18 protein-coding genes and 4 tRNA genes are annotated in these 14,164 nt (G+C 68.8%); 5 read left to right on the forward strand and 17 right to left on the reverse strand.

Annotated elements, in window-relative coordinates; genetic code table 11:
- Positions 1 to 46: 46 nt before the first annotated feature.
- The 14 genes from NH2_RS14255 to NH2_RS14320 all read right to left on the reverse strand — a co-directional run bounded on the left by NH2_RS14255 (position 47) and on the right by NH2_RS14320 (position 8,256).
- A complete protein-coding gene (locus NH2_RS14255; protein ID WP_245650589.1) occupies positions 47 to 757 on the reverse strand; it encodes an MlaE family ABC transporter permease in 711 nt (236 codons plus the stop codon).
- 86 nt (positions 758 to 843) lie between these two features.
- A complete protein-coding gene (locus NH2_RS14260; protein WP_174552834.1) occupies positions 844 to 1,920 on the reverse strand; it encodes an ABC transporter ATP-binding protein in 1,077 nt (358 codons plus the stop codon).
- Positions 1,921 to 2,186: 266 nt separating this feature from the next.
- Positions 2,187 to 2,567, reverse strand: coding sequence for a 50S ribosomal protein L7/L12 (rplL, locus tag NH2_RS14265; RefSeq protein ID WP_067653658.1), 381 nt, complete (start codon positions 2,565 to 2,567; stop codon positions 2,187 to 2,189).
- 57 nt (positions 2,568 to 2,624) lie between these two features.
- On the reverse strand, positions 2,625 to 3,185 hold the full coding sequence (gene rplJ, locus NH2_RS14270; RefSeq protein WP_067653660.1) for a 50S ribosomal protein L10: 561 nt from the start codon (positions 3,183 to 3,185) through the stop codon (positions 2,625 to 2,627).
- A gap of 370 nt (positions 3,186 to 3,555) precedes the next feature.
- Entirely contained in the window at positions 3,556 to 4,269 is a 714-nt protein-coding gene (gene rplA / locus NH2_RS14275; RefSeq protein WP_067653662.1) for a 50S ribosomal protein L1, read from the reverse strand.
- An 83-nt stretch (positions 4,270 to 4,352) separates the two neighbouring features.
- Positions 4,353 to 4,787: a 50S ribosomal protein L11 gene (gene rplK / locus NH2_RS14280; RefSeq protein WP_067653664.1), complete on the reverse strand. Its 435-nt coding sequence runs from the start codon at positions 4,785 to 4,787 to the stop codon at positions 4,353 to 4,355.
- 54 nt (positions 4,788 to 4,841) lie between these two features.
- A complete protein-coding gene (nusG, locus tag NH2_RS14285; RefSeq protein WP_067653667.1) occupies positions 4,842 to 5,648 on the reverse strand; it encodes a transcription termination/antitermination protein NusG in 807 nt (268 codons plus the stop codon).
- A 129-nt stretch (positions 5,649 to 5,777) separates the two neighbouring features.
- The gene (secE, locus tag NH2_RS14290; protein ID WP_067653669.1) at positions 5,778 to 6,164 is read right to left on the reverse strand and encodes a preprotein translocase subunit SecE; all 387 of its coding nucleotides are present in this window, start codon (positions 6,162 to 6,164) and stop codon (positions 5,778 to 5,780) included.
- Between the two features lie 31 nt (positions 6,165 to 6,195).
- Positions 6,196 to 6,268 (reverse strand) — tRNA-Trp (locus tag NH2_RS14295).
- A 182-nt stretch (positions 6,269 to 6,450) separates the two neighbouring features.
- Complete coding sequence (locus NH2_RS14300; protein ID WP_067653671.1) at positions 6,451 to 7,500, reverse strand: fused (3R)-hydroxyacyl-ACP dehydratase subunits HadA/HadB; 1,050 nt, start codon at positions 7,498 to 7,500, stop codon at positions 6,451 to 6,453.
- 140 nt (positions 7,501 to 7,640) lie between these two features.
- Entirely contained in the window at positions 7,641 to 7,811 is a 171-nt protein-coding gene (gene rpmG / locus NH2_RS14305; protein WP_011211653.1) for a 50S ribosomal protein L33, read from the reverse strand.
- Between the two features lie 40 nt (positions 7,812 to 7,851).
- Positions 7,852 to 7,927: transfer RNA gene (locus NH2_RS14310), tRNA-Met, on the reverse strand.
- 18 nt (positions 7,928 to 7,945) lie between these two features.
- Positions 7,946 to 8,018: transfer RNA gene (locus NH2_RS14315), tRNA-Thr, on the reverse strand.
- Between the two features lie 155 nt (positions 8,019 to 8,173).
- Positions 8,174 to 8,256: transfer RNA gene (locus tag NH2_RS14320), tRNA-Tyr, on the reverse strand.
- A 115-nt stretch (positions 8,257 to 8,371) separates the two neighbouring features.
- On the opposite strand from NH2_RS14320, the gene NH2_RS14325 reads away from it, so the two are divergent.
- Positions 8,372 to 8,863, forward strand: coding sequence for a YajQ family cyclic di-GMP-binding protein (locus tag NH2_RS14325; protein WP_067653673.1), 492 nt, complete (start codon positions 8,372 to 8,374; stop codon positions 8,861 to 8,863).
- Here the strand turns inward: NH2_RS14325 and htpX are convergent.
- Positions 8,860 to 9,729: a zinc metalloprotease HtpX gene (gene htpX, locus NH2_RS14330; protein ID WP_067653675.1), complete on the reverse strand. Its 870-nt coding sequence runs from the start codon at positions 9,727 to 9,729 to the stop codon at positions 8,860 to 8,862. The genes NH2_RS14325 and htpX overlap by 4 nt on opposite strands.
- Before the next feature lie 105 nt (positions 9,730 to 9,834).
- The gene (locus tag NH2_RS14335) at positions 9,835 to 10,857 is read right to left on the reverse strand and encodes a polyprenyl synthetase family protein (RefSeq protein ID WP_067653677.1); all 1,023 of its coding nucleotides are present in this window, start codon (positions 10,855 to 10,857) and stop codon (positions 9,835 to 9,837) included.
- Positions 10,858 to 10,970: 113 nt separating this feature from the next.
- On the opposite strand from NH2_RS14335, the gene NH2_RS14340 reads away from it, so the two are divergent.
- Genes NH2_RS14340 through NH2_RS14350 form a run of 3 tightly spaced genes read left to right on the forward strand, consistent with a single transcriptional unit; the run spans position 10,971 to position 13,102 of the window.
- Positions 10,971 to 12,215 (forward strand): geranylgeranyl reductase family protein, encoded by a 1,245-nt coding sequence (locus tag NH2_RS14340; RefSeq protein WP_067653680.1) that lies wholly within the window; start codon positions 10,971 to 10,973, stop codon positions 12,213 to 12,215.
- 1 nt (position 12,216) lies between these two features.
- On the forward strand, positions 12,217 to 12,657 hold the full coding sequence (locus NH2_RS14345; protein WP_067653682.1) for a helix-turn-helix transcriptional regulator: 441 nt from the start codon (positions 12,217 to 12,219) through the stop codon (positions 12,655 to 12,657).
- Positions 12,658 to 12,667: 10 nt separating this feature from the next.
- Positions 12,668 to 13,102: a VOC family protein gene (locus NH2_RS14350; protein ID WP_067653684.1), complete on the forward strand. Its 435-nt coding sequence runs from the start codon at positions 12,668 to 12,670 to the stop codon at positions 13,100 to 13,102.
- Between the two features lie 3 nt (positions 13,103 to 13,105).
- Here the strand turns inward: NH2_RS14350 and NH2_RS14355 are convergent, their stop codons facing one another.
- Positions 13,106 to 13,612 (reverse strand): DUF2505 domain-containing protein, encoded by a 507-nt coding sequence (locus tag NH2_RS14355; protein WP_067653686.1) that lies wholly within the window; start codon positions 13,610 to 13,612, stop codon positions 13,106 to 13,108.
- A gap of 40 nt (positions 13,613 to 13,652) precedes the next feature.
- Here NH2_RS14355 and NH2_RS14360 point away from each other — a divergent pair, with 40 nt between their 5' ends.
- Positions 13,653 to 14,090 carry a DUF3592 domain-containing protein gene (locus NH2_RS14360; RefSeq protein WP_067653688.1) on the forward strand — a complete coding sequence of 146 codons (438 nt, stop codon included), beginning with the start codon at positions 13,653 to 13,655 and terminating at the stop codon, positions 14,088 to 14,090.
- Positions 14,091 to 14,164: the final 74 nt, after the last annotated feature.

Here is a 14,164-nt window from a genome sequence, read left to right on the forward strand (position 1 = left end):
GGCTGGACTCGCTGCTCATCCGCGCGATCTTCCGCGACGTCGCCGCCTACCTGGAGGACGAGGCGGTGCGCCGCGGGGTACTCGACGCCGTGCGCGCCGACCTGCCCGCGCGCGGCGAGCTGATCCTGGTCGCGCACAGTCTCGGCCCTCCTTTCGGACCACCCTTGGGGTGCAGGCCCTTGTACGCGGCGATCACACCGGCGAGCAGGCCGAATATCGCGGCCTTGATCTCGCCGATCCAGAGATCGGGTAGCTGAGCGAGCGCCGAGAACGACGCCAGGTAGGCACCGGGGGTGCCGCCCTGCAGCAGGACGTTGAAGAAGTAGCCGCCTGCGATGCCGACGACCGAGACCAGACCGTTCAGCAGCACGGCCACGAGAGTCATCCCGAGCACCCGCGGAACCACGAGTTTCTGGATCGGATCGACGCCGAGCACCTCGAGCGCGTCGATCTCCTCGCGGATGGTGCGCGAGCCGAGATCGGCCGCCACCGCCGACCCGGCGGCGCCCGCGATGATCAGCGCGGTCACCACCGGAGCGGCCTGCTGGACCGTAGCCAGCACACTGGTCGCACCGGTGAACGACTCGGCGCCCAGCTGCTTGATGAGCGAGCCGGTCTGCAGCGCCACCACCGCGCCGAACGGAATCGCGACGAGGGCACTGGGCAGGATCGAAACGCTGGCGATGAACCAGGACTGTTCGATGAAATCCCGCCACTGGAAAGGGCGCCGGAACATCTTGCGGAACACGTCGAGCATCAGGGCGAAGATATTGCCGGCCTGTGCAAAGCCGGACTCGACCGGAGCCCGCAGCCGCGCCACGGAGGAATTCACGATCGCGTATGTTACCCGTTGGTTAGGTTCTGGCGAGCAGGGGTGTCGTATGACTGCACACGAAATTTGTCCGTATCCGCTGTGCTGTACGCCATAACTTGCGTCTCGTCGCTCTGGTCGAACGATTCACGAATGGCAGACTGTGCCGCATGCGGCAGCGTGTGCATAATCTCGCGCACCCGCTCCTGTCGCCGCAGCACACCCTGACGCACCGGCATACCCGGGGTCGCCCGCATCTGCGGGATGATCCCCTCGACCTCCTCGGCGCCGCCGTGGTGGTGCCCGGCGTCCACCAGCGCCTGCTCGCGCGCCATCTGGGTCTCGTCCTTCTCCTCCGACATCCCGATCGGCCCGATCATCCGGCCGTTCAGGAACTGCTTCACCACCGGCTCGTCCGAGGTCAGCAGCACCTCGCGCGGGCCGAACATCACCAGCTGCCGCCGGAACAGCATCCCGATATTGTCCGGAACCGTCCGCGCCAGGTTGATGTTGTGCGTGACGATCAGAATCGTCGCGTCGATCTGGGCATTGATATCGATCAGCAGCTGCGACAGGTACGAGGTACGCACCGGATCGAGCCCGGAGTCCGGCTCGTCGACCAGGATGATCTGCGGATCCAGCACCAGCGCGCGGGCCAGCCCGGCACGCTTGCGCATACCACCGGAGATCTCACCCGGCAGCTTGCCCTCGGCGCCGACCAGCCCGGTCAGCTCCAGCTTCTCCATCACGATCTGCCGGATCTCGGACTCGGTCTTCTTGGTGTGCTCGCGCAGCGGGAAGGCGACATTGTCGAAGAGGTTCATCGAGCCGAAGAGCGCGCCGTCCTGGAACAGCACGCCGAAGAGCTTGCGGATCTCGTAGAGCTGCTTGTTGGAGCAGGTGGTGATGTCCACCCCGTCGATGAAGATCGACCCGCGCTCCGGGCGCAGCAGCCCGATCAGCGACTTCAGGAACACCGACTTGCCCGTACCCGAGGGGCCGAGCAGCGCGCTGACCTCACCGGACGGCAGCGTCAGCGAAACGTCCTGCCAAATCCGCTGCGAGCCGAAGGACTTGGTAACTCCCTCGGTCCTGACCTCGACGCCCACGCGTACCTCCACACAGTTTTCGGCGATCGGTCCACTGTGGGAGCCGGCGAAGAGCGGCCGGTGCGTCACATCACAGTGGGTTGGGCCACTGTATCCCATGTCTCCGAGCGGGCACACCCCTACCTGACTCGTGAGTAACCCAGCCGGTGGCCGTCATCCCCGCAGGTGGGCGCGGGATGGGCCGAAAAAGCCGAACGGGCGGTTCCCTCCAGGGGAACCGCCCGTTCGCGTGTCCTCCGCCGATTGGGGGCGGAAAAAGACCGTCCTTACTTGACCGACACCTTGGCGCCGGCGCCTTCCAGCTTCTCCTTGGCGGCATCGGCGGCGGCCTTGTCGACCTTCTCCAGGATGGCCTTGGGGGCGCTCTCGACGAGGTCCTTGGCCTCCTTCAGGCCGAGGCCGGAGACGATCTCGCGGACCACCTTGATGACCTGGATCTTCTTGTCGCCCGCGCCCTCGAGGACGACGTCGAACTCGTCCTGCTCGGCCTCGGCCTCGACCGGGGCACCGGCGGCCGCGACACCCGCGACGGCGACCGGGGCGGCGGCGGTGACCTCGAACTTCTCCTCGAACTTCTTCACGAAGTCGGAGAGCTCGAGCAGGGTCATGTTGCCGAAGGTCTCGAGCAGCTCGTCAACGTTGGCCATTGTGGTTCCTCTCAGGGTTTGTGGGTTGGGTGTGGGTGGCGACGGCCACCCGGCGGATTACTCCGCGGTCTCGGCCTCGGCGGAAGCGCCCGCAGTGTTCTCTTCGGTACGCTTCTTCTCCTCCAGCGCGGCGGCCAGGCGGGCCACCTGCGAGGCGGGAGCGGCGAAGAGCCCGGCGGCCTTGGCCAGGTTGCCCTTGAGCGCGCCGGCCAGCTTGGCCAGCAGCACCTCGCGGGACTCCAGGTCGGCGATCCGCTCGACCTCGGACACGGACAGCGGCGCGCCGTCCATGTACCCGCCCTTGATGACGAGGGCCTTGTTGTCCTTCGCGAACGCCTTCAGCGCCTTCGCCGCCTCCACCGGTTCGCCGGTGACGAAGGTGATGGCGGTCGGGCCGACGAAAAGCTCATCCAGGCCTTCCACGCCCGCCTCGGCGGCGGCGCGCTTGACCAGGGTGTTCTTGGCGACGGAGTAGGTGGCCTCGGAACCGAGGGCCCGGCGCAGCTCGGTCAGCTTGCCGACCGAAAGACCACGGTATTCCGTGATCACGGTGGCGGTCGAGTTCCGGAACTGCTCGGTGATCTCCGCGACCGCGGTGACCTTCTCGGCATTCGCCATACTTCGCCTCCTCTCTCGATGGTCGGTACGTGACGTACCACCGAACGAAAGGGCCGGCGAAAGAACAAGCGCCCCGGACGCAGCGCGTTCCGGGGCGCACAGGAAAGACCGCGCCGGACGTGTCCGGCAGACGGATCCCGGCCTCGAATCTCCCTGCGTGGGCCGCCGGCACTCTGGCCGGACCTTCGACCGATCCCGCGCGGGATCGACGACCAACGGTCTTCGGTAGAACGAATGGGGTGGGTGCGAACGCGTCGCACGCCGTTGTCCAGTCTACATAGGCCGTGGGCAAATCCCAAAACGGCCGGAAACCGCAGCGGCGGGAACGCGATTCGCGTTCCCGCCGCTGCGGTTTCGTGCAGCCGAGAGGCTACGCGTCGTCCTCGAGGAGGTTGCGGGTGCGGTTCGGGTCCACCGGGATGCCCGGGCCGGTGTTCGTCGAGACCGTCACCTTCTTGACGTAGCGCCCCTTCGCGGTCGACGGCTTGGCGCGCAGGATCTCGTCCAGCGCGGCGCCGTAGTTCTCCACGAGCTTGGCATCGTCGAACGAGGCCTTGCCGATGACGAAGTGCAGGTTGGCCTGCTTGTCGACGCGGAAGTTGATCTTGCCGCCCTTGATGTCGGCCACGGCCTTGGTCACGTCGTTGGTGACCGTGCCGGTCTTCGGGTTCGGCATCAGACCGCGCGGGCCGAGGACGCGCGCGATCCGGCCGACCTTGGCCATCTGGTCCGGGGTGGCGATGGCGGCGTCGAAGTCCAGCCAGCCGCCCTGGATCCGCTCGATCAGATCCTCGGCACCGACGGCGTCCGCACCGGCGGCCTCGGCCTCGGCGGCCTTCTCGCCCGCCGCGAACACGATGACGCGCGCGGTCTTACCGGTGCCGTGCGGCAGGTTGACGGTGCCGCGGACCATCTGGTCGGCCTTGCGGGGATCCACACCGAGCCGGACGGCGACCTCGACGGTCGCGTCGGTCTTGGTGGTGGCGGTCTCCTTGGCCAGCTTCGCGGCGGCCAGCGGGGAGTAGAGCGTGTTGCGATCGACCTTCTCGGCCGCGGCGAGGTACGCCTTGCTGCGCTTTGCCATGTTTCTCTGTGTCCTGTCGTATCAGTTCAGCTGTGGTGTGCGGGCCTGGCCGGCCCTCCCACGGGGAGCGAGCGGGAGTTCGCTCAGCCCTGGACGGTGATCCCCATCGACCTGGCGGTGCCGGCGATGATCTTGGTCGCCTGCTCCAGGTCGTTGGCGTTCAGGTCTTCCTGCTTGGTCTTGGCGATCTCGCGCACCTGGTCCAGGGTCACCGTGGCGACCTTGTTGCGGTGCGGCTCGGCCGAGCCCTTCTGCACACCGGCGGCCTTGAGCAGCAGCTTCGCGGCCGGCGGGGTCTTCAGCTTGAAGTCGAAGGACCGGTCCTCGTACACCGAGATCTCGACCGGGATGACGTTGCCACGCTGCGACTCGGTCGCGGCGTTGTACGCCTTGCAGAACTCCATGATGTTGACGCCGTGCTGGCCGAGCGCCGGACCCACCGGGGGGGCGGGGTTCGCCTGGCCGGCCTGGATCTGCAGCTTGATGATCCCGGCGAGCTTCTTCTTCTTGGGGGGCATCTTTCTTTCCTCGGGTTGTCAGTCGTGCTTTCCTACAGAGCGGCTCTGCAAGTACTAGATCTTCGCGACCTGCGTGAAGGCCAGCTCGACCGGGGTCTCCCGGCCGAAGATCGAGACGAGCACCTTGAGCTTCTGCTGCTCGGCGTTCACCTCCGAGATGCTGGCGGGCAGCGTCGCGAACGGGCCGTCCATGACGGTGACCGACTCGCCGACCTCGAAGTCGACCTCGATGACCGGCTTCGGCGCGGCGTCGGTGCCGGAATCCTGGTTCTGCGCGGCCGCGGCGGCAGCGGGCTTCTTCTGCTGCTGCGCCGCCGGGACCAGGAACTTCACCACGTCGTCCAGGGACAGCGGGGAGGGCCGTGAGGTCGCGCCGACGAAGCCGGTGACACCGGGGGTGTTGCGCACCGCGCCCCACGACTCGTCGTTCAGCTCCATCCGGACCAGGATGTAGCCGGGCAGCACCTTGCGGCTGACGTTCTTGCGCTGGCCGTTCTTGATCTCGGTGACATCCTCCGTCGGCACCTCGACCTGGAAGATGTACTCCTCCAGGTCCAGGTTCTGCACGCGGGTCTGGAGGTTGGTCTTCACCTTGTTCTCGTAGCCGGCGTAGGAGTGGATGACGTACCAGTCGCCGGGGGCGCGGCGCAGCGCGGCCTTCATCTCGGCGACCGGGTCCGCGGGCTCATCGGCGACGGCGGGGGCCGGCTCCGGCTCGGCGGCGGGGGTCTCCTCGAGCTCGGCCGCTTCGTCCGATGCGGCGGCGTCCTGCTCGTCCGCACCGGCGACGACGGAATCCTCGACGGACTCCGCGGGGTCGGCCGGGAACTCGTCGCTGGTGTCGTTCTCCGGGGTGGTCACCGGTGCGCTCGCTTCCTGTGTCGTCACAAACATCTTCTGCCTGCCGGAGTGGCACGGCGGATCACGCCGCCCGGCTTCCCTGGGATCGGCTCCCGGTGTCGGCGTCGTCCCGCCCGGCCGGACGGCCGGTCAGCCGAACAGCCAGTCGACACCCTTGATGAACGCCAGATCGATCCCGGCGATGAACGCGACCATGAAGACCACGAACACCAGAACAACGATCGTGTAGGTGACCATCTGCTTCCGGTTGGGCCAGATCACCTTGCGCAGTTCCGCGACGACCTCGCGCAGGAACTTGATCAGGCGCTTGAACGGATTGCCCGTTCCCTCGCGCCGAGCCTTGCCGGCGGGCTTGGCGGCCGGACGCTCGATCGTGGCCACCGAGCCGGTGTCGGACGACGAGACGGCACGGCTCCGCCGCGCGGACCGTTTTCCGCTCGGCCGAGTCGATGCGGCGGTGTCCTCACCGTCGTCGGACGCATGCGCGCCGTGGCGAGTATCCCGCTCGTCGCTCACGTCGATCCTCTCTCGTCGCCGGCATTCAGGGCAGGGGCGACAGGACTTGAACCTGCAACCTGCGGTTTTGGAGACCGCTGCTCTGCCAGTTGAGCTACGCCCCTTCGGTCGGACCGCTGCGGCCCGAGAGCTCGGGCCCGACCACAGTTCCCATATGAAATTGTCGCCTCGGTCTCACACAACACGCGCGCCACTCCTCAGAGCAGCGCGCTACGACCGGTGATCCCAGATTCCCGAGTGTACGTTACCGTCCACCCGATAAGCCAATCCGGTACCGAGCCGCAGGTCAGGACAGCTGCACCGTCGCGGTGGCGCGGCCGAAGATCTTGCGGCCCGCCGACTTCGCCACGATGGCGACGACCGCGGTCCTGGTCTCCGGATCCACCGACTTCACCTTACCGGTGTACTCGATCTCGGCGGGTTCGTCGGCCCCGACGAAGACCGGGCTGGTGAACCGGACGTTGTACTCCTTGACCGCGCCCGGATCGCCGAGCCACGAGGTGACGAAGCCGCCGCCGAGCCCCATGGTGAGCATGCCGTGGCCGACCACGTCGTCCAGCCCGACCAGCTTGACGACCTCGTCGCTCCAGTGGATCGGGTTGGCGTCGCCGGAGACGCCCGCGTAGTTCACCAGGTCGCCGCGGGTGAGCCGGACGGTGCGCGGCGGCAGCTCGGCGCCGACCTCGACATCGGCGAGGGAGAGCGCGTGCCTGCTCGCGGTGATGCCGTCGGCGGGCGGCATCGGCGCGGCGGCGACGGTGGGCGCGCGGTGCGGGGGCTCCTCGTCGCCCATGCCGTGCATGAGCACCTTGCGGACGGCCTCGTTCAGGTTCGGGTCGATATCGCCGCCGCTGCGGCCGACCAGCGTGGTGTAGGTGGTGAGCACCAGCTCGCCCGCCGCGTCCGAGACAATGTTCTTGGTGACGATGATGTCGCCGCCGAACGCCTGCCGGAACGAGTGCAGGTAGACGTCGCAGATCAGCTTGTCGCCGACCGCGATCGGGCGGTGGAACTCCAGCACCTGGTCGGTCTGCATGATCTGGCTCAGGTCGTAGCCGGTGACCACGTTCTCGAACAGCTTGCGCTGGGCCAGGATGCCCACCAGCGAGATGAAGGTGAGCGGAGCGAGCAGCCCGGGGTAGCCGTACTCGCGGGCGACATCCTCCTCCCAGTGCACCGGGTGGTAGTCCTGCACGGCCCGCGCGTACTCGCGCACCTTCTCGCGGCCGACCTCGTAGTAGTCGTCGACGCGGTAGTGATGACCGACCATCGCCGCCGCGTGCGCGGCTGGATCGAGTTCGGAGGCCACTTCGGTGGTGCCGGTGTTCGATGTCACGAGGGGGACTGTACCTATCTGACCCCGGACGCCGGGATCTCGTCGGACGGTTGCCGCCACGGTCCGGAAACGCGAGCGGGGCCGGACAAGATGTCCGACCCCGGCGGGCAGTTCACGCGGCAGTGGTCACGCGTGCCGGCTCAGCGCGATTCGCGGTGCGCCCGGTGCGTGCCGCAGTTCGGGCAGAACTTCTTCAGCTCCAGCCGATCGGGGTCGTTGCGCCGGTTCTTCTTGGTGATGTAGTTGCGATGCTTGCACTGCTCGCAGGCCAGGGTGATCTTCGGCCGGACATCAGTGGACTTCGCGGCCACGGCTTTGCCTTCTTTCCGGTGTTCGGTGCGTTCTCTCTATTGGTAGCGATGGCCGGACTTGAACCGGCGACACAACGATTATGAGTCGTTTGCTCTACCGACTGAGCTACACCGCCATGTGCACGGGAATTGCGAGCCCCCTAACGGAATCGAACCGTTGACCTTTTCCTTACCATGGAAACGCTCTGCCGACTGAGCTAAGGGGGCATGACTACAGGCACACCGAACTGGAGAGACCCTCCGACTCGGTGGCTCGAAGTCTTGAACGAGGTTACACACACCCCCGTCACGGCACCAAATCGCCTGGTCAAAGGGGCTGAACGACGAAGTCCCCGCCGATCGGATCGGCGGGGACTTCGGGGTGGCAGATGTAGGATTCGAACCTACGTAGGCTTTCGCCGACGGATTTACAGTCCGCTCCCATTGGCCGCTCGGGCAATCTGCCGTGCGCACCGCAGTGCGTGGAGCAGAATACCGCGTGGGCCCCCCCGCATTGCAAACCGCCAGGTCACGCGCGCTAATCTGCCGGTGCATACATACCTCGGGGACAGGAGCAGAGCGTGGCCGATTCGTCGTTCGATGTCGTGAGCAAGGTCGACCGGCAGGAGGTCGACAACGCGCTGCAGCAGGCCGCGAAGGAGCTGGGCACCCGGTACGACTTCCGTGGCACCGGCGCCGCCATCGAGTGGTCCGGCGACGACAAGGTGGTGCTCAGCGCCGATGCCGAGGAGCGGGTCAAGGCGGCACTGGAGGTCTTCAAGGAGAAGCTCATCCGGCGGGACATCTCGCTCAAGGCGTTCGAGGCGGGCGAGCCCGCCGTCTCCGGCAAGATCTACAAGATCACCGGGACGCTGGTGCAGGGCATCGACACCGAGCACGCCAAGAAGATCACCAAGAAGATCAGGGACGAGGGACCGAAGGGCGTCAAGGCCCAGGTGCAGGGCGAGGAGCTGCGGGTGAGCAGCAAGAAGCGGGACGATCTGCAGGCGGTGATCGCGCTGCTCAAGGGCGAGGACTTCGGGATCGCGCTGCAGTTCGTGAACTACCGCTAGCGGCGGCCTGCCAGCTCCTCCAGCCGGGCGATCCGGTCGGCGATCGGCGGGTGCGTGGAGAAGAGCCGGGCGCCCCGCTCGCCGACCCGGAACGGGTTCGCGATCATCAGGTGCGACTGCGCGGTGAGCTGCGGCTCCGGCGGCAGCGGCGCCGCCTGCGTGCCGCGCTCCAGCTTGCGCAGCGCGGAGGCGAGCGCCAGCGGGTCGCCGGTGAGCTCGGCGCCGGACTGGTCGGCCTGGTACTCCCGCGACCGGGAGACGGCCAGCTTGACCAGCGCGGCGGCGATCGGGCCGAGCAGCGAGAGCAGCAGCACCCCGATCAGGTTCGGCCCGCCGTCCCGGTTGCCGCCGAAGAACGAGGTGATGTAGGCCAGGTTCGCCAGCCCGGAGATCACCGCGGCGAGCGCGCCCGCGACCGACGAGATCAGGATGTCGCGGTTGTAGACGTGCGAGAGCTCGTGGCCGAGCACCGCGCGCAGCTCCCGCTCGTCCAGCAGCTGCAGGATGCCGCTGGTGCAGCAGACCGCGGCGTGCCGCGGGCTGCGGCCGGTGGCGAAGGCGTTCGGGGCATTGGTCGGGCTGATGTAGAGCCGCGGCATGGGCTGGCGGGCGGTGGTCGCCAGTTCACGGACGATCCGGTAGATGACCGGCGCCTCCAGCTCGGAGACCGGCTGCGCGTGCATGGCCTTGAGCGCGATCCGGTCGCTGTTGAAGTACGCGTAGGCATTGGTGCCGACGGCGATGAGCACCGCGATCACCAGGATCGCCGGATTTCGGAACAGGGCGCCTGCCAGCACGATCAGGGCGGAGAGCCCGACCATGAGGCCGAAGGTCTTCAATCCGTTGGCGTATCCGTGCCCGTGCATTTCGCTCCTCGCCCCCGCGATCCCCCTTCACATTCACGCTGACGTAGACCACAACGAGCCGGACCCCGCGCGGAGTTCCGCGCGGGGTCCGGCGATCGGGGTGATTCAGCCGACGCGCTCGATGGTGTAGCGGACCAGCTGCTCCAGGGCGTCGTTGGCCGGGCCCGCGGGCAGCGCGGCCAGCTCGGCGTAGGCCAGCTCGGCGTACTCGCGCAGCTTCTCCCCCGCCTGGACCAGGCCGCGCGAGCCGGCGAGCAGGGCGAGCGCCTCGCTCACCTCCTCGTCGCTGCGCAGCGGGCGGGCGAGCAGGGCGCGCAGCCGGTCGCCGACCGGCCCCTCCTCGCGCAGCGCGTAGAGCACCGGCAGCGTGTGCACGCCCTCGCGCAGGTCGGTGCCGGGCGTCTTGCCGGACTGCTCCGCGGCCGAGGAGATATCGATGATGTCGTCGGAGATCTGGAAGGCGGTGCCGACCGCGTCGCCGAGCCGGGCCAGCCGCTCGACGTGTTCGGGGTCACCGCCGGAGAAGGTGCCGCCGAAGCGCCCGGCGGCGGCGATCAGCGAGCCGGTCTTCTCCCAGACCACGCGCAGGTAGTGCTCGACCGGGTCCTGCCGCTCGGTGGCGCCGATGGTCTCCCGCATCTGGCCGGTGACCAGCTCGGCGAAGGTCTCGGCGATGATCCGCACCGCGTCCGGGCCGAGCGTGGAGGTGAGCCGGGAGGCGTGCGCGAAGAGGTAGTCGCCCGCCAGAATGGCGAAGCTGTTGCCCCAGCGGGCGTTGACGCTCGGCGCGCCGCGGCGCATCTGCGCCTCGTCCATCACGTCGTCGTGGTAGAGCGTCGCGAGGTGCACCAGCTCGACCACGGTGCCCGCGGTGATCAGGTCCGGGTCGGTGGGGCGCGGACCGAGCTGACCGGTGAGGACGGTGAAGAGCGGGCGGAACCGCTTGCCGCCCGCCCTGGCCAGGTGCAGCGCGGCCTCCTGCAGGAAGCTCGCGCCGTCGGAGAGCTCTTCGACCAGCAGGTTCTCCACGGCGGCGAGACCGGTGCGGACGGTCTCGGCGAGTTTCTCGTCGCCGAGTTCCACGCCGGCCACCACCGTGCTCCCCGAGCTCACAGCCGATGTGCTCATCTCTTCTCCCAGCGACGCGTCCGACCCCACGGTAGAGAACCTAGCGTGTCGGGTCACGGCCGCCCATGAACACCGTCACTTGCGCGGGGCCGCGGCCCTGCGAGGATGGAGCCATGGAAGCACCGGACGTCATCCCCGCCGCGGTCGAGGTGCTCGTGGTCGGCGCGGGCCCCGCGGGCTCCGCGGCCGCGGCCTGGGCGGCCAGGGACGGCCGTGACGTGCTGCTGATCGACGGCGCGGTCTTCCCGAGGGACAAGACCTGCGGCGACGGCCTCACCCCGCGCGCCACCGCCGAGCTGGAGCACCTCGGGCTCGGGCCGTGGCTGCGCGCACACACCGTCAACCACGGTTTGCGGATGTCCGGCTTCGGCCGGGAGGAGCTGCTGCCCTGGCCGGGCGGGTCGTTCCCGACCTACGGCAGCGCGGTACCGCGCACCGAGCTGGACGACACGCTGCGGCAGACCGCGGTGAAGTCGGGGGCGCGCATGCTGGACGGCACCAAGGCCGTCGAGGTGGTGCGCGACGGCGCGGTGGTGCGCGGGGTCACGGTCAAGACCGGCTCCGGCACGCACACCATCGGCTGCCGGACCCTGGTGGTGGCGGACGGGGTGCGCTCGCCGATCGGCAAGCAACTGGGCCGCAGCTGGCACCGCCGCTTCGCCTACGGCACCGCGGCGCGCGCCTACATTCGCTCGGCGCGCAGCGCCGACCAGTGGATCACCTCGCACCTGGAGCTGCGCAATGCCGACGGCGCGCTGGTGCCGGGGTACGGCTGGATCTTCCCGCTCGGCAATGGCGAGGTGAATATCGGCGTCGGCTCGCTGGCCACCGAGCGCAGGCCGTCGCATATCGCGCTCAAGCCGCTGCTCGAGCACTACACCGCGCTACGCAGGGCGGAGTGGGAATTCTCCGGCGAGCTGCGCGCGGTGGCATCGGCGCTGCTGCCGATGGGCGGCGCCGTCTCGAACGTGGCCGGGCCGAACTGGGCGCTGGTCGGCGATGCCGCCGGCTGCGTGAACCCGCTGAACGGCGAGGGTATCGACTACGGCCTTGAGGGCGGGCACATGCTGGCCGCGCTGCTGGACGAGCCGGACCTGAGCGCCGTCTGGCCGGAGCTGCTGCGCGCCCGCTACGGCCGCACCTTCTCGGTGGCGCGGCGGATCGCGGGCATGGCGACGCACCCGCGGATGGTGCCGCTGGGCGGGCCGCCGCTCATGCGCTCGGCGCTGCTGCGCCGCACCGCGGTGCGGGTGATGGGCAACCTGGTGACCGACGAGGACACCGACCTCACCGCCCGGCTGTGGCGCACCGCTGGGCGCGGCTCGATGCGCGCCGACGACCTCGTCCCCTTCGCCTGACATGGCCGCCCGGCCGCCGCTGGAGCTGCTTCCGCACCTGCGCCGGGCCCGTGACCTGGCCGACCGGCACTACGCCGAGCCGCTGGACCTGACCGCGCTCGCCGCGGCCGCGGGCGTCTCCAAGTTCCACTTCCTGCGCGCCTTCGCCGCCGTGTACGGCCGGACCCCGGCGGCGTACCTCATCGAGCGCCGGATCGAGCGGGCGCAGGACCTGCTGCGCGCGACGAACCTGACCGTGACCGAGGTCTGCATGCTGGTCGGGTACAGCAGCCTCGGCTCGTTCAGCAGCCGGTTCCGCGCGCTGGTCGGGGTCGCGCCCTCGGACTACCAGGCCAAGTTCGCCGACGGGGCGCCGCGCATCCCCGGCTGCTACGTCTTCATGCACGGGCTGTCGGACAGAACCGCAATTCCGGAGAAGCGGGAGCCGGGCCCCGGCTCCTAGCCTCGGCGGTATGACGATCACCAATGTTTCCCTGGTCACCGTGTACGTCACCGATCAGGACGCCGCCAAGCAGTGGTACCTGGAGAAGCTGGGCTTCGTGGAGGCCACCGACATCAGCATGGGTGAGAACGGTTTCCGCTGGCTCACCATCGTGCACCCCGACCACCCGGAGCTGGAGGTCACGCTCATGGTGCCCGGCCCGCCGCTCGACGCGGAGCTGGCCGAGGCCATTCGCCGGGCGCTCGCCAACGGCACGCACGGGGCGCTCGGCCTGCGGACCGACGACTGCCAGAAGACCTTCGAGGAGCTCACCGCGAAGGGCGTGGAGTTCGTGCAGCCGCCTGCCGAGCGCCCCTACGGCGTCGAGGCCGTCATGCGGGACAACTCCGGGAACTGGCTGGTGCTGGTGGAGCGGAAGGAGTTCACCCCCGCCGATTTCGCCTGAGCCTCACCCCTCGGGGTGCTCGGCGAGCCACGTCGCGAAGAACTCCCGCTCGTTCTGCACCACGCGCTGGTGCAGCTGCTCGACCATGCGCTCCAGCGCGCCGCCGACCACGGGGACGTCGAACTTGGCCTGACCGCTGATCTCCAGCACGGCGCCCTCGGCGGTGGGGCGGAGCAGGTAGTCGCCGGAGAGCTCGCCGCGCACCCCGGTGGTGGCGGCGGTGAACGAGCCGGTCGCGCGCTCGCCGGCCAGCGGATTCCAGATGTCGGTGCGCTCCAGGGTGAACTCGCGGCCGAGCACCGAGCGGACCACCTTGGGCACGGCGTCGCCGCCGACCTTCTCGGACATGTGGATGCGGATACTACCCGCGCCATCGGGGTGGTCGAGCTCGTAATTCGCGGACTTGGCCTCGGCGAAGCGCGCGCGCCAGGCCTCGGGATCGGTGTATGCCCGGTGAAGCAGGGTCACCGGGGCGGAATAGGGCACGGTGAAGCTATAGGTGCGGGACATGGGCGCACACGCTAGCGGACCCGTCCATTAACCTGGCCCGGTGTCGGAAACCAGCCTCCGCGTGGCGCGTTCGGGTTCGCTGGGGCGGGGCGGGCTGACGGTGCTCGTGATCGCCGCCGCGATCAGCGTGCTCATGGTGCTGCTCGTGCTCGCCGCCTTCCGCAACGACTACCTGATCAGCTCCGATCGCGGCGTGACCACGGCCGAGGTGCTCTCCGCCGGGCGGCTGCGCTCGGCCGTCATGTACGTGACACCGGACGGCGTGACGCACAACCCCAAGGTCGGGGTGCTGTACCCGACCAACCTGACCGCGGGGCAGAACATCAATGTCGAGTACAACCGGGCCGACCCGGACCTGGTGCGGGTGGCGGGCCGGGACGCCAGGGTGGCGATCATCCCGGCGGGGTCGGTGATCGTGGTCGCCTGGCTGATCGCTCTGCCGTTGCTGTGGTACCTCCGCAGGCGCGGGGAGAACTGAGCGTTCGCCCGAACTTTCCGCGCCCTTCACGAAGCCGTGGCACCTCCGGCCACCGGAATTGCGACGCTGGAGCC

This window comes from Nocardia harenae NBRC 108248, from assembly GCF_001612885.1.
GTDB lineage: Bacteria > Actinomycetota > Actinomycetes > Mycobacteriales > Mycobacteriaceae > Nocardia > Nocardia harenae.

Bases quoted from the DNA above. Each gene is read 5' to 3' on its own strand.
- rplJ (WP_067653660.1), bottom strand. From the start codon at position 3,185: ATGGCGAATGCCGAGAAGGTCACCGCGGTCGCGGAGATCACCGAGCAG.
- NH2_RS14255 (WP_245650589.1), bottom strand. From the start codon at position 757: ATGCTCGACGTGTTCCGCAAGATGTTCCGGCGCCCTTTCCAGTGGCGG.
- rplA (WP_067653662.1), bottom strand. From the start codon at position 4,269: ATGGCAAAGCGCAGCAAGGCGTACCTCGCCGCGGCCGAGAAGGTCGAT.
- NH2_RS14340 (WP_067653680.1), top strand. From the start codon at position 10,971: ATGGAAGCACCGGACGTCATCCCCGCCGCGGTCGAGGTGCTCGTGGTC.
- NH2_RS14345 (WP_067653682.1), top strand. From the start codon at position 12,217: ATGGCCGCCCGGCCGCCGCTGGAGCTGCTTCCGCACCTGCGCCGGGCC.
- rplK (WP_067653664.1), bottom strand. From the start codon at position 4,787: ATGCCCCCCAAGAAGAAGAAGCTCGCCGGGATCATCAAGCTGCAGATC.
- NH2_RS14355 (WP_067653686.1), bottom strand. From the start codon at position 13,612: ATGTCCCGCACCTATAGCTTCACCGTGCCCTATTCCGCCCCGGTGACC.
- htpX (WP_067653675.1), bottom strand. From the start codon at position 9,729: ATGCACGGGCACGGATACGCCAACGGATTGAAGACCTTCGGCCTCATG.
- NH2_RS14350 (WP_067653684.1), top strand. From the start codon at position 12,668: ATGACGATCACCAATGTTTCCCTGGTCACCGTGTACGTCACCGATCAG.
- rplL (WP_067653658.1), bottom strand. From the start codon at position 2,567: ATGGCCAACGTTGACGAGCTGCTCGAGACCTTCGGCAACATGACCCTG.
- NH2_RS14335 (WP_067653677.1), bottom strand. From the start codon at position 10,857: ATGAGCACATCGGCTGTGAGCTCGGGGAGCACGGTGGTGGCCGGCGTG.